The following is a 20528-nucleotide window of genomic DNA, read 5'->3' on the forward strand; positions in this document are numbered from 1 at the left end:
TATCATGGCGAAAATGACATCAAGACAGCTTGCCAATCAATTGAAAAGCCGTCTGACGAACGACAGCTGGACCCACCAGTTTGACAGGGAAAAAGATACGCTTCGTGTGGAAGATAAACATACAGGAAAGGGCATCACGCTTGAGCTCCCGCCGATTATTGCAAAGTGGGAAGTAAAGCCTGATGAAACACTGGATGAGATCGTTTATTATGTGAAAGAGGCGCTCAGCGCTATGAAAGGTGAAGCGCAGCATATCTCAGGTAAAGAGAAGCACATTTATCCGGTCATTCGTTCAACGTCCTTTCCAGAAACATCGAGTGATGAGATTCCGCTCGTTTTTGATGAGCATACAGCAGAGACAAGAATCTACTATGCACTTGACCTTGGAAGCACCTACAGATTAATTGACGAGAAGATGCTGCAAAAGGAAAACTGGACAAAAGAACGAATCAGAGAAACCGCAAGTTTTAACGTCCGTTCACTAAAGACTGTCGTGAAAATGGATGAAGTGGCGGGCAACCGTTTTTATTTCTTCCGTGCAAACGACGGGTACGATGCAAGCAGAATATTAAATGAATCGATTTTACAAGAATACGCGCAAAAAGTAGAGGGGCAAATGGCTATTTCCGTTCCCCATCAAGATGTGTTCATCATTGCAGATGTACGCAATGAATCAGGCTATGATATTTTAGGGCAAATGTCGATGAGCTTCTTCGCCAGCGGCACGGTTCCGATTACCGCCTTGTCATTTTTATATGACGAAGGCAAGCTTGAACCGATCTTTATTCTTGCAAAAAGCAGACCAAAACAGCAGTAGAAGGGAATTTTGAAGAATGAACGTTTTTTATAATGCAGAAGGTGTCGGCGACACACTCCTTATTTCATTGAAAGATGTAACAAGAGAAGAAGTAGGTCATGAAACGTTTGGAGATGTCGTAAGAATCTTCAATCAAGACACAAAAGAAACAACAGGTTTTAATATTTTCAATGCATCTACTTACATGAAAATTGAAGAAAACGGATCTGTACCGCTTTCTGAAACGCTTGTTCAAGATATCAATGAAATTTTGAACCGCAACGGTGTCAGTGAAACATTAACAGTTGATCTATCACCTAATTTTGTGGTCGGTTATGTGAAGGAAAAAGAAAAACATCCGAATGCAGATAAACTGAACATTTGCCAAGTAGATGTTGGCGATGAAACCTTACAAATCGTGTGCGGTGCACCAAACGTTGATCAAGGTCAATATGTTGTGGTTGCAAAGGTCGGTGCTGTGATGCCGAGCGGTTTGGTGATCAAAGATGCTGAACTAAGAGGTGTTCCTTCAAGCGGAATGATTTGTTCTGCAAAAGAATTAGATCTTCCGAATGCGCCTGCTGAAAAAGGAATCCTTGTTCTAGAAGGAAGTCACCAAGCTGGCGAACCATTTGAAGCGTAACCTCCCATAAACGGGTACAAATGAGCGAAGAATGTGTTATACCAAAAGTCACTAAGTACGTACTTAGTGACTTTTTTTCATCTACAGACAGCATGAACAGCAAAGCGTAGCACTTTTCTCGCTTTTCTGCATGAAAAAGCAATGGTATACTAAAAATCGCCCAAGAAAACGTAAGGGGAGTTAAAGTGAGTGATAAATGATGAGTTGGTTAGATAAATTTTTTAGTGTATTTTTAGGAGAAGAAAAAAAAGAAGAAAAAGCTGAGAGGCCTGAAACAGGTCCGATTGCACCAAAGCAGCCAGCTGTTGAACAGCATAAAGAATATAAAAAAGTTGAAGATACGAAAGTGTATTATGAATATCCAAAAGGCAATTTCCGCTTTCCTCTCGTTCCAGATGAACCTGCACGTGAGGCAGCAAAGCAGCAAGAAAGAAGGCGCACGCGGCCAAGTCAGCCAAAGGCAAAGCAGACGACCTATCAGCCAAAACAAACGGTGCAGCCTGATCTCAATAAAAAGCCTTTTAAACCAGAGCAAATCCCTTCACCCATCTATGGCTACCACCAGGATATGCGTCCAAAACATGCAGCAGCCAAAGAAGACACATCTTCTGTCAAAATGAAATCGGCAGAAGAAACGTCACAGCGTGTCACACTGTTATCAGAAGAAGCAGAGCGTGAACGGAATGTAAGACAGCAAATGAACATCCCGTCTATACGAAAAGAACAACGGTTGGAAGACATGATGTCAGCCCAAACAGAAGAACAAGTACAGAAGCAACCTGTCACGACGCCGCTTACTTTGCAAGAGGAACTCGCTTATCAAGATCACGTTCAATCAACGATGGAACGTTTATATGACGAGCCTTTCAGTGAGACAGAGGATCAAGATCAAGCTTTGTCACAGACCAAAGACGATCGGGAAGCATTCTTACATATGGAGCAAGCTGAAGCATCTAACGAGCCTCTAGAGATGGAGCAAGAACAGGCAGTCACCATTGAACAAGAAGAGCCGATGATTCCGCTTGAAGATGATGCTGAGAAAAAAGAGAGCTTTACATTTGAAACAGCTGAAAGCGCATCACCAGCTCTCGACATGGAGATAGAAAGCCCAGTAGAAGAAACTGCGATGCTGGAAGAGAAGAACATAGAGGCTATGGAGGAAACAACAGAGTCTGCATGGATAGAAGAAAGTCAAGCAGACGTGTCAGCGGCAGCATTTGAACATGAAGAACCGGTGATCATACAGGATTCGCAAGATGATGATTCTATGCCGGAAGAAGAAATAACAGATGATGAAGTCATGCCAGTTGAAGAAGCATCAGATGAATTCGCTGACTCTGGACAAGCAGAGATCGCCGGGGATATGGCAGAGCAGCATGAAGAAACGCCCGAAGTAAAACGAGAAGCACCGAATCGTGAAGAACCAAAACCGTCTTCTCCACAGCCAAAGCGCTCAAGCGGTCAAACCTCCACCGTTCCTTTTAACGTCATGATGTTAAAAAGTGATCAGCGCGTGCAAGGACAGAAGAAAACGGCAGATGCACAAGGATATGTATTTCCGAGTTTAGCCCTTCTAGACGTTCCGCCAGCACAAAAAGAAGAGGACGGAACATGGGTGAAAGAACGGGCAGAACTGCTCAATGCCACACTGAAAAATTTCAATGTCAGAGCAAGTGTTGTTCATGTGACGCAAGGTCCTTCTGTTACAAGATTTGAAGTGCATCCTGAACCAGGCGTGAAAGTGAACAAAATTACAAACCTGTCAGATGATATCAAACTCAGTTTGTCTGCAAAAGATATTCGAATCGAAGCGCCGATTCCTGGGAAGAACACGATTGGAATCGAAGTGCCGAACCTTCACAGTAAAATGGTTTTCTTGAGAGAAATGATCAGAAGCAGTGCTTTTAGAGACAACCCATCTCCATTAACGGCAGCGCTCGGATTGGATATTTCCGGTCAGCCCGTTGTGGTTGATTTGCAAAAAATGCCGCACGGCTTAATTGCCGGAGCAACAGGTTCAGGGAAAAGTGTCTGTATTAATACCATTCTCGTAAGCCTGATGTTTAAAGCCTCACCTGATGAAGTGAAAATGCTGTTAATCGACCCTAAAATGGTCGAACTGGCGCCGTATAATCACATTCCGCATCTTGTGAGCCCAGTTATTACCGATGCCAAGACAGCAACAGCTGCTTTGAAATGGGTAGTAGATGAAATGGAAAGACGCTATGAACTGTTTGCACACTCTGGTGTGAGAGAAATCAAACGATTTAACGAACTGGTGAAAGAAAAACAAATGGGTGAAAAACTGCCATATCTCGTCGTTGTCATTGATGAGCTGGCTGATTTAATGATGGTCGCACCAAATGAAGTCGAAGAAAGCATTTGCCGAATTGCCCAAAAAGCAAGAGCATGCGGGATTCACTTACTCATTGCGACGCAAAGACCTTCTGTTGATGTCATTACAGGCCTCATTAAAGCAAACATCCCAACAAGAATTGCTTTCTCTGTTTCAAGCCAAGTGGATTCAAGAACGATCATTGATATGGCAGGTGCTGAAAAGCTTCTCGGAAAAGGAGACATGCTGTTCTTAGAAAATGGCTCTGGCAAACCGACAAGGCTACAAGGGAACTTTGTATCAGATCGAGAGATTGATGAAGTGGTAGCGCATGTGAGAAAACAGCGCAAACCTGTGTTCCTTTTTGAACAGGAAGAATTGATGCTCCAAGGCTCTGCCATTACAGACGAAGATGAATTGTTTATGGACGCATGCAGGTTCGCCATCGAGCAAAATAGTGCAAGTACATCCAGTTTGCAAAGAAGATTTAGAATTGGCTACAATCGAGCAGCAAGATTAATTGATATGATGGAACGTGAAGGAATGATCTCTGGTGCAAAAGGCAGTAAGCCAAGAGAGGTCCTCATGACACTGAGTGACTTAGAACAATTGATCTAAACAAACCACTTCATTTTTTTGATAAACATGGTATGATAGCACATAGGTGCAATTTTTGAATTGGACGCTTTTCGCATGCCTGTCTGAACGCTTTTTAATGAAAATGAGCGAAAGCAGGTGTTAGAAATGGGAAAGTTGTCGGATACTAATCATAGTTAATATTGATTAGAATAGGAAGATCGGAAAAAAATCTTTATTTGGAGCTGCGATTTGTGATCAGCTAGAGACAAAAATCACAAGTTGCAAATTGAAATGAGCGTCATATACTGTAAGTCAGATAGACGTTTGTTGGAGGTACAATTATGACTGTTTATCATTTTGTTGGAATAAAAGGGACAGGTATGAGTCCACTGGCCCAAATTCTTCATGATACTGGGTATACTGTCCAAGGATCGGATATCGAAAAACATATCTTTACACAAAAAGCATTAGAAGAACGAAATATTAAAATTCTTCCATTTGACCCAGATAATATTCAGCCAGGGATGACGGTGATTGCAGGAAATGCATTCCCAGATACACACCCTGAGATTGAGCGTGCTCTTTCTGAAGGGATTCCTGTCATTCGTTATCATAAATTTCTTGGAGAATACATGGATTCATTCACAAACGTTGCAATTACTGGTGCTCATGGTAAAACATCGACAACAGGTCTACTTGCACATGTGATGCAAGCGGCAAAACCAACTTCCTACTTAATCGGTGATGGATCTGGAATGGGGAAAGAAAACAGCGAGTATTTTGTATTTGAAGCGTGCGAATACCGCAGACATTTCCTCAGCTACCATCCAGACTATGCGATCATGACCAATATTGATTTTGATCACCCTGATTATTTCACGGATATTGATGACGTGTTCGATGCGTTTCAAAACATGGCACTTCAAGTGAAAAAAGCCATCATCGCTTGCGGTGATGACGAGCATCTGCTCAAGATCCAAGCAAAAGTACCTGTTGTGTACTACGGATTCAATGAAGAAAATGATTTCCAAGCACGAAATGTTGTGAAAAACACAGAAGGCACCACATTTGATGTATTTGTACGTAATACGTTTTATGATACCTTCTACATTCCTGCTTACGGAAACCACAATGTCCTTAACTCATTAGCGGTCATTGCATTATGCCACTATGAAGCCATTGATGTAGAGCTCATCAAAGGTGCTTTAACGACATTTGGCGGTGTGAAACGACGCTTTAATGAAAAAGTAGTCGGTGAACAAGTCTTAATTGACGATTATGCTCACCATCCGACTGAAATTGAAGTCACGATCGAAGCAGCCCGCCAGAAGTATCCAGACCGTGATATTGTAGCAGTCTTCCAGCCGCACACTTTCACTCGTACACAGCAATTTTTAAGTGAATTTGCGGACAGTCTGAAAAAAGCAGACTATGTATACCTCTGTGATATTTTCGGTTCAGCTCGTGAAAACATTGGGAAACTAAGCATTGAAGATTTGCGGGAAAAAATTCCGCAAGCCCAATTGATTGAAGAAGAAGAGACATCTGTGCTAAAAGCACATGAAAATGCGATCGTGGTCTTTATGGGGGCAGGAGATATTCAAAAGTATCTTCGTGCTTATGAGAAAGTCGCAGTATAATTGCCTGTCAAAAAGTGCCGATTCAATCGGCACTTTTTTATTTTGAATAAAATGTGACAAAGGGGCTAAATGTGACAAGATGTGCCGCTTTTTTTCGTTCGCTGTGGACAGGAATTGGCGAATAAGTGTAGAATTATTATTCAATCGGTCATTCTAGGCGATGTTTGAATGATACAACGAGAGGGTATTGAATTGAATATGCCCGCAGCAAAGGAGGTATCAGATGATTATTATTCTCTATTTAAGCGTTGCACTCATCGCAATTGCTTTCCTCATTCTTGTCATCTACTTGTCCAAAACATTGAAATCCTTACAGCTGACATTAAAGAATGTTGCATCAACTTTAGAAGGTCTTGAAGGACAGATGCAAGGCATCACCACAGAGACAGCACAGTTGCTACATAAGACCAATCAGCTTGCTGAAGATATTCAAGACAAATCGGCAAAACTTAACACAGTTGTGGATGCGGTGCAGGGAATTGGCGGCTCGATCAACCAATTTAATACAAGCATAAAGCAGGCAGCTGGTGCGGTTACTTCATCCGTTGAACGAAATCAGGAGAAAGTCACGGATGTGGTAAGCTGGAGTAACGCAGCACTTGAAATCTATAAAAAATGGAAACAGCGTAAACAACAATAATCAACCATTTTCGCATAGGAGGAATAATCATGAGCAAAGACGGAATCAATAGCAAAGACTTTTTGATCGGAACACTTATCGGTGGCATTATCGGTGCAACAACGGCATTATTTTTAGCACCAAAGTCAGGGAAAGAGCTTCGCGATGATTTGAACACCCAAGCGAATGCCCTAAAAGAAAAAACAGATCGTCTTACAACAGATGCAAAGGAAAAAGGCACTGAATATGTGACGATTGCGAAAGACAAAACATCTGAATTGTCTCAGCTCGTAGCAGAGCAGTCAAACCAGATTTTAGACAAAGTAAAAGACATAAAAGATCGTACAGCTGGAAAAGCTAAACAAGTAAAAAGCGAAGCAGAAGATGCTGCAGCAAATATTGCAAATGAAGCTTCAGATGTAGCAGATGAAGCAAAAGTAAGAGCACAAGAAGCAAAAGCAGACATTGAAGACGGCATCAAAGATGTCAAAGAAAAAGTAGAACAATCTACGAAAGGCTAACTCGCTGCTTAAGTTAGGAAGGAGCACATCATGTCTAAACAACTCATAGAAACAGAAGAACAGTTTGACCAACTAACAAATCAAGACGGAACCTTTGTCTTTTTTAAGCACAGTTTGACATGTCCAATCAGCCAAGCTGCTTTTCAAGAGTTTGAAGCGTTTGCGTCAGAACATGAGGATGTTCCTGCTTATTTCTTGCAAATTCAAAACACAAGAGAGCTTTCATCCTATGTGACTGAAAAGTCAGGGATCAAGCACGAAAGCCCGCAGGCACTCATCTTTAGCGGTGGCAAAGTAAAGTGGCATGCTTCTCACTCAAGCATTACAAAAGAAGCGCTTGAACATAACATGTAGAAAAACGTCAGCGATTGCTGACGTTTTTTTTATAAAAAAGGTTTACTTGCATCAAAAGTATGCTATAATCTTACACATAATACTTTATCGCTTAAAAGCGTTTGGGTAATAAAGAATTTTTTCGTGACAATTCCGAAATCTTTGTTTATAATAAACCCTATTATAAGAGATCAAAAATAAAAAGCGAGAGCGGGCAGAGGAAAGGATGACAAAAATGAGCAACAATGAATTGGAACAATTGAGACAGCAAGCAGATGAACTAAATCTTCAAATCTTAAAACTGATCAATGAAAGAGGAAACATTGTAAAAGAAATTGGAAAGGCAAAAGAAGCGCAAGGTGTCAACCGTTATGACCCTGTCAGAGAGCGCACAATGCTTAATCAAATTCTTGAAGAAAATGATGGCCCATTTGAAAATTCAACGATTCAACATATTTTCAAAGAAATTTTCAAAGCAGGTTTAGAGCTTCAAGAAGATGACCACAGCAAAGCACTTCTTGTTTCTCGTAAGAAAAAACCTGAAAATACAATTGTAAATATCAATGGAGAAGCGATCGGTGACGGAAAACAACGTTTCATCGTTGGACCATGTGCCGTTGAAAGCTACGAGCAAGTTGCAGAAGTAGCGGCAGCAGCGAAACAGCAGGGACTAAAACTTCTTCGTGGCGGCGCATTTAAGCCTCGCACAAGTCCATACGACTTCCAAGGACTTGGCGTAGACGGTCTAAAAATTCTAAAACGTGTAGCAGATGAATACGGTCTTGCAGTTATTAGTGAAATCGTGAATCCTGCTCATATTGAAGAAGCGATTGAGCATATCGATGTCATCCAAATTGGAGCACGTAACATGCAAAACTTCGAGCTTTTAAAAGAAGCTGGATCAGTGAATAAACCAGTTCTTTTAAAACGCGGTCTAGCAGCAACAATTTCAGAATTCATCAATGCAGCTGAATACATCATCGCACAAGGAAATGACCAAATCATCCTTTGCGAGCGAGGCATCCGCACATACGAAACAGCCACAAGAAATACACTAGATATCTCGGCTGTGCCAATCTTGAAACAAGAGACACATTTACCAGTCTTTGTTGACGTGACACACTCAACTGGACGAAGAGATCTACTTCTTCCAACAGCTAAAGCAGCTCTTGCGATTGGAGCAGACGGTGTGATGGCAGAAGTGCATCCAGATCCATCTGTTGCCCTATCTGATTCAGCGCAGCAAATGGACATTCCACAATTCGAAAAATGGTTAGATGCATTAAGACCACTTGTCAACATTCATGCGTAATCATAAATAGAAAAGCCGCCGGATGACAGCCCGGCGGTTTTTTCATGAAAAAATACGATCAAGATTGGGAATGAAAGGAAGAGAGCACATTGCAAGCTAAAAATATGCTTGTTCACAATGTTTTCATTTTTAAAATTCGATAGAATCTGCTAAGATCATTGTCATAGCTGACGTTCGCGACGATTTTTGGTGAAATATGATTCAATTTACAGGTAACAAGCTCATTAAAGTTTGTTTAATTTAATTATAAAAAGAAAGGGAACGTTTTCATATGAAGAAAAAACGTGTATAATTTCATAAAAGAATGTCATTTTGATGTAGATTGAAAAATTATGTGTCTCTTTTCATCGTTTTAATGACAAATAGGATATTATTTTCCTCGTATCTGACATGTCTCTATCCAATTGGTGAATGCTATAGATATGAAGTGTATTTGAAGGAGTGATTTATGTGAATAATGTTACAATATATGATGTAGCAAGAGAAGCAAACGTAAGTATGGCAACGGTATCACGCGTTGTTAATGGTAATCCAAACGTAAAACCAACAACAAGAAAAAAGGTACTTGAAGCAATTGATCGTCTCGGCTACCGTCCAAACGCAGTCGCACGAGGCCTTGCAAGTAAAAAGACCACAACAGTTGGGGTCATCATCCCTGATATTTCAAGTATCTTCTATTCAGAGCTTGCACGAGGAATTGAAGATATTGCGACGATGTACAAGTACAACATTATTTTGAGCAACTCAGACCAAAATACTGATAAAGAACTTCATTTGTTAAACACAATGCTTGGCAAACAAGTAGATGGAATCGTTTTTATGGGCGGAAACATTACAGATGTGCATGTGGAAGAATTTAAGCGCTCTCCTGTACCCATTGTACTTGCAGCATCTGTTGAAGAGCAGGCACAAACACCATCAGTCAACATTAACTATGAACAAGCCATTTATGATTCAGTTCAGCTATTAGTTGAAAAAGGACATAAACGAATTGCGTTTGTATCTGGACCAATGTCAGAACCAATTAACTCTATGAGAAAGCTTGCTGGTTATAAGCGTGCGCTTGAAGAAGCTGGTATCGCGTTTGACGAAGCGCTTGTTGCTGAAGGAGACTACTCATATGACTCTGGTATTGAAGCGCTCGCTAATCTGCTTGAGCAATCTGACAAGCCGACGGCTGTGATTGCAGCGACTGACGAAATGGCGCTAGGTGTCATTCATGGAGCGCAGGACAGAGGCGTATCAATTCCTGAAGATTTAGAAGTGATTGGCTTTGATAACACAAGACTATCCCTCATGGTGCGCCCTCAATTGACAACAGTTGTTCAGCCGACTTACGATATTGGAGCTGTTGCGATGAGACTTTTGACAAAGCTCATGAACAAAGAACAAGTAGAAGATCAAATTGTTGAATTGCCACATAGAATCGAAGAAAGACAATCGACGAAATAAAAAAGAAAGCAGGCTCACTTGATCAGTGGACGCCTGCTTTTTTTTATGCCTTTTTCTTTTCTCGTCGCACAGGCATGAGTGCTTTTTCTACCGTTTGTGCATTTTTTTCTGTAATTTCTGCTCTTCTTGGAATCGGTGGATATAAATCGTCAGGATCTAGCCAAGTGGATGGAAGCGGAACAGGCGATTGTTTTTCCCATGCCCGAATCCATTCCTGAGGAAGCGCATCTGGTGGTGTGAGGCCTTTCATCTCAAGCCAAATGCGGCTCCATGCTCTTGGAACGACACGCCAAATATCATAGCCGCCTCCGCCCACAGCGATCCATTTTCCATCACAATATTGATGCGCCAGCTCATGGGCAATTCTAGGAATTTCCTCATATATTTTCATAGTAGCAGATAAATGCGTCAAAGGGTCATAATAGTGGGCATCTGCTCCATTTTGCGTCAAAATGACATCTGGTTTAAAAAAAGCAGCAATCTCTGTCACTGCTGTTCGATAGGCTTCTAAAAATGATTCGTCTTCTGTAAATGCGTCAAGCGGGATATTATATGCATAGCCATAGCCTTTATCATGACCCCTTTCCTGTACTTGTCCAGTTCCAGGGAACAAATAGCGTCCTGTTTCATGAATGGAAACAGTACATACCTCTGGATCATCATAGAAGCTAAACTGGACACCATCGCCATGATGAGCATCTGTATCAATATATAAAATTCTAGCGCCATATGTCTTTTGAATATACTGAATGGCCACAGAGCTGTCATTATAAATACAAAAGCCAGAAGCACGCCCTTTAAATCCATGGTGAAGCCCGCCGCCAAGATTGAGCGCATGCTGCGAATGTCCAAGCATCACTTGATCAACTGCTGTTAATGTCCCGCCAACAAGGAGAGAAGCTGCCTCATGCATCCCTGCAAACATCGGGGTATCCTCAGTGCCAAGACCATAACGTTCCCCCTCTGTGGTGGACAGTTTTCCTTCACTTGCCCGCTGCACTGCTTGAATGTAGTCTGCTGTATGGACAAGCTTTAACTCCTCCAGCGTCGCCATACGAGGTGCGACAATCTCATCATCCATTAACGCCTTCATTTTTTGAAGAAGATCATAAGTTAAGTAGACGCGAAGCTGATTGAAGGGATGATCTTGATGAAACTGGTACGTTTGAAAAGATGGTGAAAAAACAAAGGTCGCTTCCTTCATTTGATCGTCTGCTCCATAGGCCATAGCACCTTATAGCCTTTTGCACGAATTAGCTTCGTCACATGATCAGCATGCATCGTTTGAAGGCGGAAGACGAGCACTTTAGAGGATTCATTGGCATGTGGGTACACGAGTACACTCAGCATTTGAATATGCTGCTCTTTTAAAATGGACGTAATGTCTGCAAGACCCTCTGTCACTTGCGCTACTTCAACCTCTAAATGTGATCCAGGCTGATCTGCACCTGTTAGTCTTACAAACGTACGAAGTAAATCTGTTTTTGTGATGATCCCTACAAGCTTGCCGCGTCTCACAACGGGAAGACAGCCAATTCCGTGTTCAAAAAAGACACTTGAAATCTCCTCAACGAAATCAAGCGGATGAGCGGTAATCGTCTCTAGCACCATGATGTCTTCAACCGGCCGCTGAATAAAAAGCTGCCTTTTCTCTGTTTCAAAAATACTTGGACTGGCATTTTTAATATCCCGATCTGTCACCATCCCAATGACAGATCCCTGCTCAGATACGATGGGAATATGCCGAATGTGATGTGCACTCATTTTTTGAATGGCTTCTTCAATCGTATCGGTTTTTCGCAGCGTGATCACATCACGCTCCATAATTTGTTCAATCATCATGTTTACCAATCCCCTTTGCCAAAAAAACGAATTGAACGTTAATACATAAAGCGCTGATGGAAGCGAAGACGATCGAAACGCTCGATCGAATCAGGACTCACATTTTTTCCGATCCGTGCCATTAAACAATTGGCTGGATGTGAGCTAATCTCTGGCTCGTCTGTTGCAAACCAGACAAGACCGCCGGCGTTCATCATTTTCTCCATCATTTTGCGGTACTCCCACACGTTTTTCTTCGTCCCCTTTAAATCCCAATGCCAGTAATATTCAGTTGTAATGATAATGTAACTCTCCATTTGCTCATCCATCATGCTCACATCCAGTAAATGCTTGCCAAGTGAACAGCCTCTGAATGGAGGAGCGACTTCAATGGCACCGAGCTCAATTAAATTGTCCATGTTGCCTTCTGACCAGCGTTCAAGCGGATCAGGGTACAAATACGTGACATAGCCTACGACAAGCTCATCCACCCTAGCAATGATAATACGTCCTTCAGGAAGATCTGCTATTTCAACAAGTGCTTGTTTCTGTTCCTCAGGCGTGCGAAATGCCGTTAGTCCTTCATGAAATGTATAGTTCGCAAGCTCTGATGCAGGTACCGGTCCTTCAATCAGGATGGTGCCTGTTTCTCTCGTAATTGTTTTTGAATAATAAGTTTTAGGATGCTCCACGTATCCACCGCCTCAAATTCTAGTGAGTCGTCTCTATTTTATCTTAAATCTGACAATAATTAAAACGGTTTCATCAGAAGTTTTTTAAAAATTGAGAAAAAAAGTCATCTATACTATAATGGTCATTGTAAACGTATGCAAAGGGGGACTGTTTGATGAAAGTGGAAACGCTACCATCAGTAAAAGGGGACTATCATTTAAATGATTATGAGCAAGCATACAAAGAATTTTCATGGGAGGAAGCGAGAAAAAATTTCTCTTGGTATGAAACAGGAAAAGTAAATGCAGCTTATGAAGCGATTGACAGACATGCGGACTCGTTTCGTAAAAACAAGGTGGCGCTTCACTACAAAGATTCACAGCGGGATGAAAAGTATACGTTCAGGGATATGAAAATCAAGACAAACAAAGCAGGAAATCTATTAAGAGAACAGGCACATGTGCAAAAAGGGGATCGCGTGTTTATCTTTATGCCAAGATCACCTGAGCTCTATTTTCTACTGCTTGGTGCTGTCAAAATTGGTGCGATCGTCGGTCCGTTATTTGAGGCATTTATGGAAGGTGCCGTCAAAGATCGTTTAGAAAATAGTGAGGCAAAAGTGATTGTGACAACGCCTGATCTGCTTGAGCGGATTCCGTTTGCAGAACTTCCAAAGCTTGAATCCGTCATCATTGTCGGTGGTGAAAAAGAGGATGCAGGTGGTGTGCGGACGATTCACTTTGAAGAAGCATTTGAGCAGGCAGCGAAGGAACTTGAAATCGAGTGGATGGATGAAAAAGATGGATACTTGCTTCATTACACGTCAGGGTCCACTGGTACGCCAAAAGGTGTGCTCCATGTTCATGGCGCAATGGTGCAGCAAGGCCAGACGGGTAAATGGGTACTTGATTTGAAAGAAGAAGATGTCTACTGGTGTACAGCTGATCCAGGCTGGGTAACAGGGACGGTGTACGGTATTTTTTCTCCGTGGTTGAATGGAGCGACGAATGTGATTTTAGGCGGCAGGTTCAATCCTGATACGTGGTACGAAACCATTGAATCGCTTGGTGTGACCGTTTGGTACAGTGCACCGACAGCCTTCAGAATGCTGATGGGAGCAGGAGACGATCTCATTCAAAAATATGATCTCAGCTCACTCCGTCATGTGTTAAGTGTAGGAGAGCCACTTAATCCAGAAGTGATCCGCTGGGGAGACGCTGTATTCGGTAAACGAATTCATGATACTTGGTGGATGACAGAAACAGGTGCACAGCTGATTTGTAACTATCCATCCATGGATATCAAACCAGGTTCGATGGGGAAACCAATTCCAGGCGTTGAAGCTGCGATTGTGGATAATGCCGGAAATGAACTTCCGCCATACCGGATGGGGAACCTTGCCATCAAAAAAGGTTGGCCGTCTATGATGCATACGATCTGGAACAATCCTGAAAAATATGAATCTTACTTTATGCCGGGAGATTGGTATGTTTCAGGAGATTCAGCTTATATGGATGAAGACGGATACTTCTGGTTCCAGGGACGTGTCGACGATGTCATTATGACGTCAGGAGAGCGGGTCGGTCCATTTGAGGTAGAAAGTAAACTGGTGGAACATCCGGCCATTGCAGAGGCTGGTGTCATCGGAAAACCAGATCCTGTGCGCGGTGAAATTATTAAAGCATTTATAGCGCTTAGAAGCGGATACGAACCGACAGATGAGCTGAAAGAAGAGATTCGTACGTTTGTGAAAAAAGGACTCGCTGCACATGCAGCACCGAGAGAAATTGAGTTTAAAGACAAACTGCCAAAAACACGCAGCGGTAAAATTATGAGACGTGTGCTAAAAGCGTGGGAACTGAATTTACCTGCTGGCGATCTCTCGACAATGGAAGATTAATCACTTCCGTCAGTTGACTTGATATCAAAAGTATGTTAAAAATGACTTTAGTTGAATATGAAAAGGTTTTGACTGAGATTCAGTAGAATCATCTTTCCCTGTCCAAGAGAGCTGACGGCTGGTGCGAGTCAGTACACAGAGATATTCGAATTACCCTCACGAACCGCTTTTACGAAAAGGAGCATATGCTATCTGATTAGTGAAAGAACGGATCTGTCCGTTATCAGTGTAAGTGAAAAGACGTGTTGTTTTGTCTTTTAAGCAGGGTGGTACCGCGATATATATCGTCCCTTCGTTCATTCGAAGGGGCGTTTTTTATGTTGAATTGTAAAAAAAGGAGATTTGGATATGAGTCAATTGATGGAAGATTTATCATTCAGAGGATTAATTCAGCAACAAACAGATGAAGAAGGTTTAACAAAACTATTAGCAGAAGAAAAAATCAAGCTATACTCCGGCTTTGATCCAACAGCTGACAGCTTGCACATTGGTCACTTACTGCCAATTTTAACATTGCGCAGATTCCAAGAAGCAGGCCATCATCCGATTGCACTTGTTGGCGGCGCAACTGGACTGATTGGTGACCCAAGTTTTAAAAAAGCAGAACGTTCACTAAACCCAGCAGAAATCGTCGAACAGTGGTCAGAGAAAATCAAAGGCCAGCTCTCTCAATTCCTTGATTTTGAAGCAGGTGACAACCCAGCTGTCATCGTCAATAACTATGACTGGATCAGTCAAATGAATGTCATCACGTTCCTTCGTGATATTGGAAAGAACTTCGGTGTCAACTTCATGCTCGCAAAAGATATCGTCAGCTCCCGTATTGAAACAGGGATTTCGTACACAGAATTCAGCTACGTGATTCTGCAATCGTTAGACTTCTTGAACCTTTACAGAAATGAAAACTGTAAGCTGCAAATCGGCGGAAGTGACCAGTGGGGAAATATCACATCTGGACTTGAGTTGATCCGTAAGTCAGAAGCAGAAGGGGCTAAAGCATTCGGTCTCACCATGCCGCTTGTCACAAAAGCAGACGGCACGAAGTTTGGGAAAACAGAAGGCGGTGCCATCTGGTTAGATAAAGAAAAAACATCACCATATGAATTCTACCAATTCTGGATTAACACAGATGACCGTGATGTCGTGAAATACTTAAAATACTTTACGTTCTTATCAAAAGAAGAGATCGCATCGTACGAAGAAAAAGTGCAAACAGCCCCTGAAAAGCGTGAAGCACAGCGCCGTTTGGCAGAAGAAGTCACAACACTTGTGCATGGCCGTGAATCACTAGAACAGGCAGTCAACATCTCAAATGCGCTATTTAAAGGCGAGATCAAATCTCTTACAGCAGAAGAAGTGAAAGTCGGCTTTAAAGATGTGCCATCAATGGAGAAAGACAGTGCAGAAGAATTAACACTTGTTGATGTTCTTGTCGAATCAAAACTGTCTCCATCAAAACGTCAAGCACGTGAAGATATCACAAACGGTGCCGTCTACATCAACGGAGAGAGACAAACCGACAAAGACTATGTCCTTTCAGCTGAAGACCGAATTGAAAACCAATTTACAGTCTTAAGAAGAGGGAAAAAGAAATACTTCCTTGTAACGTATAAATAAATCCTTATGAAACAGTAAGTATCATGAAAAGCACCTCAAATGTTCATATACATTGAGGTGCTTTTCTTTTTTATTCAGAAGTAGGAATTAAGCTTTTACAGAGCGGTTTTCTCTCATTTGTCTGTTTCTTATTCAAGAAGTGAATCTTCGTTTGTATAAGCATGTTCTACCTTACAAATTCGGGTTGTATAGGATTCATACCAATCTTTTTTTCCTTTTTTTTGAACACGCTGATGTGCTGTATGTGCTTTCCATTCTTTGATGGCTGCTAATGAATCCCAGTAAGAGACAGTGATTCCAACACCATGTTCATCTCGTGCACTTTCTATTCCAAGAAACCCGTCTAGTTCTTTCGCTAATTGTTCCATTTTTTGAGCAGCAGCAGCGTATTCTTTCTGCTCAACATTCGTTCGTTTTGATGTGAAAATCACTGCATAGTAAGGTGGTGCAGGTGTTTGAGTAAATAGCATCTAGTAGAACCTCCTTTTGTCTATTCACATTATATATGAAAGATAGAGTGGCTCGTAGTCTTTTTGTTTTAGTTTCAAAAAGACCATGGTGCTTTTTCATTAGGTATTGTGCTGTAAAATCATCTCATAAAACATTACCTTGTTCACTTTTCTGACATATTTTTCTTGTATAAAATAGAGTCGAATAAGATGAATAAGGGGGAATGAAAGTGATTCGATTTAAGAAAAAGAGTTTGCAAATTCTTGTTGCCCTTGCCTTAGTGCTAGGTTCAATGGCCATCATCCAGCCGAAAGAAGTCAAAGCGGCTGCGCATAATCCGGTTGTGATGGTGCATGGTATGGGCGGTGCGTCTTATAACTTTGCTTCGATCAAACGATACTTAGTATCACAGGGCTGGGATCAAAACCAACTTTTTGCAATCGATTTCATAGACAAAACAGGCAATAACCTGAACAATGGCCCGAGGCTCTCTAGATTCGTGAAAGATGTACTAGCCAAAACGGGCGCCAAAAAAGTAGATATTGTGGCTCATAGTATGGGTGGTGCGAACACGTTATACTATATTAAAAACCTAGACGGCGGAGATAAAATTGAAAACGTCGTCACACTTGGTGGAGCGAATGGACTCGTATCACTCAGAGCATTACCAGGCACCGATCCAAATCAAAAAATTCTTTACACATCTGTCTATAGTTCAGCCGATCTCATTGTCGTCAACAGCCTCTCACGTTTAATTGGCGCGAGAAACGTCCTCATCCACGGCGTTGGACATATCGGTCTATTAACCTCAAGCCAAGTCAAAGGCTATGTGAAAGAAGGATTGAATGGCGGAGGACAGAATACGAATTAAAAAATGAAAAAGACAGCGATTTGTGCTGTCTTTTTTGATGTCATGGTTATATAGGGTCTACTAGGTGTTGCAGAAGGTTTTTAGGAGGATAAAAGATGACGCAAAAACTCAAACAATATTTCTTAGGCTACTTTCTCTATTTCCCATGTTCATTTCTGATTATCTATATGATCTGGATGGCAATCGTCAAATCAGTGCAATGGGCAGAAGTCATATCTAATTGTACATCCATCATTGGTATCTATTACTTAATAGCCAGTGTGTGGTTTGTCTTTTTACTGCAAAAACAGACAAAACATCGTACATAGCCAAATAAAAACATGTACAAATCAACCACCATTCCTTACACTACAAGTAATGATTCAGATTCTTTGGAGGTGGGGATTTGTGCAACAACATCAAAAGGCTTTGATTATGGTTGATGTACAGAAAGCATTCGAGCACGAAAAATGGGGAGAACGGAATAACCTAGATGCAGAGAAGAATATCAGTCGTCTATTGACGTTTTGGAGAGAAAAAGGCTGGACAGTCATTCATATTCAGCATACATCGGATCAGCCGCACTCCTTATTTCATCCAGCAAATGAAGGGCACTCCTTCAAAGAGATCGCCAAACCGCTAGATGAAGAAACGGTCATACAAAAGAAAGTCAACAGTAGCTTTATAGGTACAAACTTAGAGGAACAACTAAGATCAAACGAGATCGACACTGTTGTGATCGCTGGACTCACAACACCGCACTGCGTATCTACCACAACAAGAATGAGTGGAAACCTAGGCTTTGATACATACCTCATTTCGGATGCGACAGCCGCCTTTGGACTCGCAGATCAAACCGGTACATATTATGACGCAGAAACGATCCATCGCCTCTCACTTGCAACACTGCATGATGAATTTGCGACTGTCCTGACAACAGAGCAGCTGATCACAAATTGGGCAAGCAAAAGCTCCTAGAATCATCTCTAGGAGCTTTTTGCTTGTTCATCCAGCGGCTGTTTTCGTTGTTCAATACTTGAGTAGATGAGATCAATTCCAATAAATAAGAAGCTGACAAAGAAAGATAAAATGAGTGTGCCGTGCTCCCAAATGGAGACATTGACTAGTTTTATGTAAAGGACATACTTAATCGAGAGGTGTAGAACGATCCAAGAACTGATCCACTCCAAAGCAAAAGTCAGCCATGAAGGGAATTTGAGTAAATAAGCCAGCCCTTTGCCTATGAAAAGAAGAAAAGGCGACCAAAAAACCACGATTCCACTCACCAATAAAGAGAACGAGATGAAAGAAAAAAATGAATCATATGTGATGTAATCTCCAAAAAGATAGTTTATCCCTAAAGCGACGATGCACAGCATGACACTTGGAACAGCGATCACGAGACACAGAGAAAAATAAAGCAGTAATATGAACGATATCGTAGCCAGTAGGTTTGGTGGTGCATCTATGACCTGCTTTTTTCTTAAAAGAGAATAGGCGAAAATAGATAAGAAAAAGAGAACGAAAATCATGATTATGGTAAAAAACATGGAATTCCTCCAGCTTAGTACGTTAGAAAAAAATCTCTATCATCATTGTACCAATAGACAAACGGCAGCTAAATGATATTTTTTTCCTATAGTTGCATGTGGGAATGACAATCACGTCATGAAGCGTGAAGGTGTTTATGCTGCAAAGAAAGGGTTTTGAATATGGAAGGTAACTTCCAATGTTTTCATGTATAATAGAGAGCGTACAAATGTACGGCGTACTCAAAGGTGGTCTTGGCTAAATCCCCTTGAAAGGGGGTGCCGCCTATGTCAACTTTTCAAGCGTTGTCCCTTATGTTTTTATTTGGGATGTTTATTCTTGCTTTGTTGACGTATATAGACAAAAAGAAATAGACCACCCTTTGAGCCTAGACAACTTGTAGGGTAGGTCCATTTATTGTGTACCTTCTAGCCAGCTCACTTTGAGCCAAGCATTTGTGCATTGCCGGGATGTGACAGCATCCTGGCTTCTTTTAATTTACGCTACATCTATTTGTATTATAACATAAAAAAGATTTTGTTAAACACTGTCATACATCCACTCTCATCTAGTTAGGTGTTAGAACATGATAGAATACGAACAAAAAACCCTAGAAATCCTTGAACAATCAAGGTCTCTAGGGTTTGTTTGATCACTCTCTGAGAGAGTCATGAAATTAACGAGAGTAGAACTCAACGATTAGTTGTTCGCTGATTTCAGGCGCTAATTCAGAACGCTCTGGAAGACGAGTGAAAGTTCCTTCAAGCTTTTCAGCATCGAAAGTAAGGTATTCAGGTACGAAGTTGTTCACTTCAACTGATTCTTTCACAACTGCAAGGTTTTGAGATTTCTCACGAAGAGCAATCGTTTGACCTGGTTTCACAGAGAAAGATGGGATGTCTACACGGCTTCCATCAACAAGGATGTGACCATGGTTTACTAGCTGACGAGCTTGGCGGCGCGTACGAGCAAGGCCAAGGCGGTATACTAGGTTGTCAAGGCGAGTTTCAAGAAGGATCATGAAGTTTTCACCTTGTTTACCAGGAAGTTTAGCAGCTCTGTCAAATAGTGTACGGAATTGACGTTCGTTGACACCGTACATGTGACGAAGCTTTTGCTTCTCTTGTAATTGTAAACCGTATTCAGATAGTTTTTTGCGTTGTCCTGGACCATGTGGGCCTGGAGCGTAAGGGCGTTTTTCAAGTTCCTTACCTGTTCCGCTTAATGAAATGCCTAAACGGCGGGAAATCTTCCAACTTGGACCTGTATAGCGAGCCATAATGTGACTCCTCCTTATTGTTTTTATTTGTGAAAAATAAAAACCGTCTGTTCTTTGTCTTTTCCGTCATTATGTTTTCATGCATCCTCGCTCCAGCAGCAGGGAGTTACAAGATGCACCTCCATATAGAAGGAACAAAATGATACAAAAAAGCCGAACAAAAAGGCTGCCATATTTCA

21 protein-coding genes and 1 other annotated feature are annotated in these 20528 nt (G+C 41.6%); of the genes, 15 read left to right on the forward strand and 6 right to left on the reverse strand.

Features of this window, described 5'->3' with window-relative positions; translation table 11 throughout:
• The first annotated feature begins 4 nt into the window (after nucleotides 1-4).
• The 9 genes from ACTJKA_RS08815 to ccpA all read left to right on the forward strand — a co-directional run bounded on the left by ACTJKA_RS08815 (nucleotide 5) and on the right by ccpA (nucleotide 10230).
• On the forward strand, nucleotides 5-817 hold the full coding sequence (locus ACTJKA_RS08815; RefSeq protein ID WP_008343044.1) for a DUF1444 domain-containing protein: 813 nt from the start codon (nucleotides 5-7) through the stop codon (nucleotides 815-817).
• A 16-nt stretch (nucleotides 818-833) separates the two neighbouring features.
• Nucleotides 834-1439, forward strand: coding sequence for a YtpR family tRNA-binding protein (ytpR, locus tag ACTJKA_RS08820; RefSeq protein WP_440607693.1), 606 nt, complete (start codon nucleotides 834-836; stop codon nucleotides 1437-1439).
• A gap of 196 nt (nucleotides 1440-1635) precedes the next feature.
• Nucleotides 1636-4392, forward strand: coding sequence for a DNA translocase FtsK (locus tag ACTJKA_RS08825; protein ID WP_440607694.1), 2757 nt, complete (start codon nucleotides 1636-1638; stop codon nucleotides 4390-4392).
• 302 nt (nucleotides 4393-4694) lie between these two features.
• Nucleotides 4695-5993, forward strand: coding sequence for a UDP-N-acetylmuramate--L-alanine ligase (gene murC / locus ACTJKA_RS08830; protein ID WP_440607695.1), 1299 nt, complete (start codon nucleotides 4695-4697; stop codon nucleotides 5991-5993).
• Between the two features lie 223 nt (nucleotides 5994-6216).
• Nucleotides 6217-6633, forward strand: a complete 417-nt coding sequence (locus tag ACTJKA_RS08835) for a DUF948 domain-containing protein (RefSeq protein ID WP_008343048.1) — start codon at nucleotides 6217-6219, stop codon at nucleotides 6631-6633.
• A gap of 29 nt (nucleotides 6634-6662) precedes the next feature.
• Nucleotides 6663-7133: a YtxH domain-containing protein gene (locus tag ACTJKA_RS08840; RefSeq protein WP_007501807.1), complete on the forward strand. Its 471-nt coding sequence runs from the start codon at nucleotides 6663-6665 to the stop codon at nucleotides 7131-7133.
• Between the two features lie 30 nt (nucleotides 7134-7163).
• Entirely contained in the window at nucleotides 7164-7487 is a 324-nt protein-coding gene (ytxJ, locus tag ACTJKA_RS08845; protein WP_007501805.1) for a bacillithiol system redox-active protein YtxJ, read from the forward strand.
• A gap of 214 nt (nucleotides 7488-7701) precedes the next feature.
• The gene (locus tag ACTJKA_RS08850; RefSeq protein ID WP_017358315.1) at nucleotides 7702-8778 is read left to right on the forward strand and encodes a bifunctional 3-deoxy-7-phosphoheptulonate synthase/chorismate mutase; all 1077 of its coding nucleotides are present in this window, start codon (nucleotides 7702-7704) and stop codon (nucleotides 8776-8778) included.
• Between the two features lie 450 nt (nucleotides 8779-9228).
• A complete protein-coding gene (gene ccpA, locus ACTJKA_RS08855) occupies nucleotides 9229-10230 on the forward strand; it encodes a catabolite control protein A (RefSeq protein WP_008343056.1) in 1002 nt (333 codons plus the stop codon).
• 43 nt (nucleotides 10231-10273) lie between these two features.
• Here ccpA and ACTJKA_RS08860 read toward each other — a convergent pair whose 3' ends face one another.
• The 3 genes from ACTJKA_RS08860 to ACTJKA_RS08870 are packed head-to-tail and all read right to left on the reverse strand — an operon-like array spanning nucleotide 10274 to nucleotide 12743.
• Nucleotides 10274-11434 (reverse strand): acetoin utilization protein AcuC, encoded by a 1161-nt coding sequence (locus ACTJKA_RS08860; RefSeq protein WP_268390307.1) that lies wholly within the window; start codon nucleotides 11432-11434, stop codon nucleotides 10274-10276.
• Complete coding sequence (locus ACTJKA_RS08865; protein WP_008343059.1) at nucleotides 11431-12072, reverse strand: CBS and ACT domain-containing protein; 642 nt, start codon at nucleotides 12070-12072, stop codon at nucleotides 11431-11433. Before ACTJKA_RS08865 ends, ACTJKA_RS08860 begins: the two co-directional genes overlap by 4 nt.
• A gap of 38 nt (nucleotides 12073-12110) precedes the next feature.
• Nucleotides 12111-12743 (reverse strand): GNAT family N-acetyltransferase, encoded by a 633-nt coding sequence (locus ACTJKA_RS08870; RefSeq protein ID WP_268390306.1) that lies wholly within the window; start codon nucleotides 12741-12743, stop codon nucleotides 12111-12113.
• 155 nt (nucleotides 12744-12898) lie between these two features.
• Between ACTJKA_RS08870 and acsA the strand changes: the two genes are divergently transcribed.
• On the forward strand, nucleotides 12899-14623 hold the full coding sequence (gene acsA / locus ACTJKA_RS08875; protein ID WP_268390304.1) for an acetate--CoA ligase: 1725 nt from the start codon (nucleotides 12899-12901) through the stop codon (nucleotides 14621-14623).
• A gap of 59 nt (nucleotides 14624-14682) precedes the next feature.
• Nucleotides 14683-14918, forward strand: a binding site (T-box leader).
• A gap of 53 nt (nucleotides 14919-14971) precedes the next feature.
• Nucleotides 14972-16240, forward strand: coding sequence for a tyrosine--tRNA ligase (tyrS, locus tag ACTJKA_RS08880; protein ID WP_039964123.1), 1269 nt, complete (start codon nucleotides 14972-14974; stop codon nucleotides 16238-16240).
• A gap of 128 nt (nucleotides 16241-16368) precedes the next feature.
• Here the strand turns inward: tyrS and ACTJKA_RS08885 are convergent, their stop codons facing one another.
• Nucleotides 16369-16710: an antibiotic biosynthesis monooxygenase family protein gene (locus tag ACTJKA_RS08885; protein WP_007501790.1), complete on the reverse strand. Its 342-nt coding sequence runs from the start codon at nucleotides 16708-16710 to the stop codon at nucleotides 16369-16371.
• A gap of 272 nt (nucleotides 16711-16982) precedes the next feature.
• Here ACTJKA_RS08885 and ACTJKA_RS08890 point away from each other — a divergent pair, with 272 nt between their 5' ends.
• The 3 genes from ACTJKA_RS08890 (at nucleotide 16983) to ACTJKA_RS08900 (ending at nucleotide 18518) form a co-directional block, all read left to right on the forward strand.
• Complete coding sequence (locus ACTJKA_RS08890) at nucleotides 16983-17561, forward strand: esterase/lipase family protein (RefSeq protein WP_440607743.1); 579 nt, start codon at nucleotides 16983-16985, stop codon at nucleotides 17559-17561.
• A gap of 95 nt (nucleotides 17562-17656) precedes the next feature.
• Complete coding sequence (locus ACTJKA_RS08895; RefSeq protein WP_035702043.1) at nucleotides 17657-17869, forward strand: hypothetical protein; 213 nt, start codon at nucleotides 17657-17659, stop codon at nucleotides 17867-17869.
• A 49-nt stretch (nucleotides 17870-17918) separates the two neighbouring features.
• A complete protein-coding gene (locus tag ACTJKA_RS08900; protein WP_123766734.1) occupies nucleotides 17919-18518 on the forward strand; it encodes a cysteine hydrolase family protein in 600 nt (199 codons plus the stop codon).
• An 8-nt stretch (nucleotides 18519-18526) separates the two neighbouring features.
• Here the strand turns inward: ACTJKA_RS08900 and ACTJKA_RS08905 are convergent, their stop codons facing one another.
• Complete coding sequence (locus ACTJKA_RS08905; RefSeq protein ID WP_336750263.1) at nucleotides 18527-19090, reverse strand: hypothetical protein; 564 nt, start codon at nucleotides 19088-19090, stop codon at nucleotides 18527-18529.
• A 294-nt stretch (nucleotides 19091-19384) separates the two neighbouring features.
• Between ACTJKA_RS08905 and ACTJKA_RS08910 the strand changes: the two genes are divergently transcribed.
• Entirely contained in the window at nucleotides 19385-19444 is a 60-nt protein-coding gene (locus ACTJKA_RS08910) for a putative holin-like toxin (RefSeq protein WP_231493310.1), read from the forward strand.
• A gap of 302 nt (nucleotides 19445-19746) precedes the next feature.
• Here the strand turns inward: ACTJKA_RS08910 and rpsD are convergent, their stop codons facing one another.
• On the reverse strand, nucleotides 19747-20349 hold the full coding sequence (rpsD, locus tag ACTJKA_RS08915) for a 30S ribosomal protein S4 (RefSeq protein ID WP_007501777.1): 603 nt from the start codon (nucleotides 20347-20349) through the stop codon (nucleotides 19747-19749).
• Between the last annotated feature and the right edge of the window lie 179 nt (nucleotides 20350-20528).

This window comes from Bacillus sp. 22190, from assembly GCF_052045575.1.
Classification (GTDB): domain Bacteria; phylum Bacillota; class Bacilli; order Bacillales; family Bacillaceae; genus Bacillus; species Bacillus altitudinis.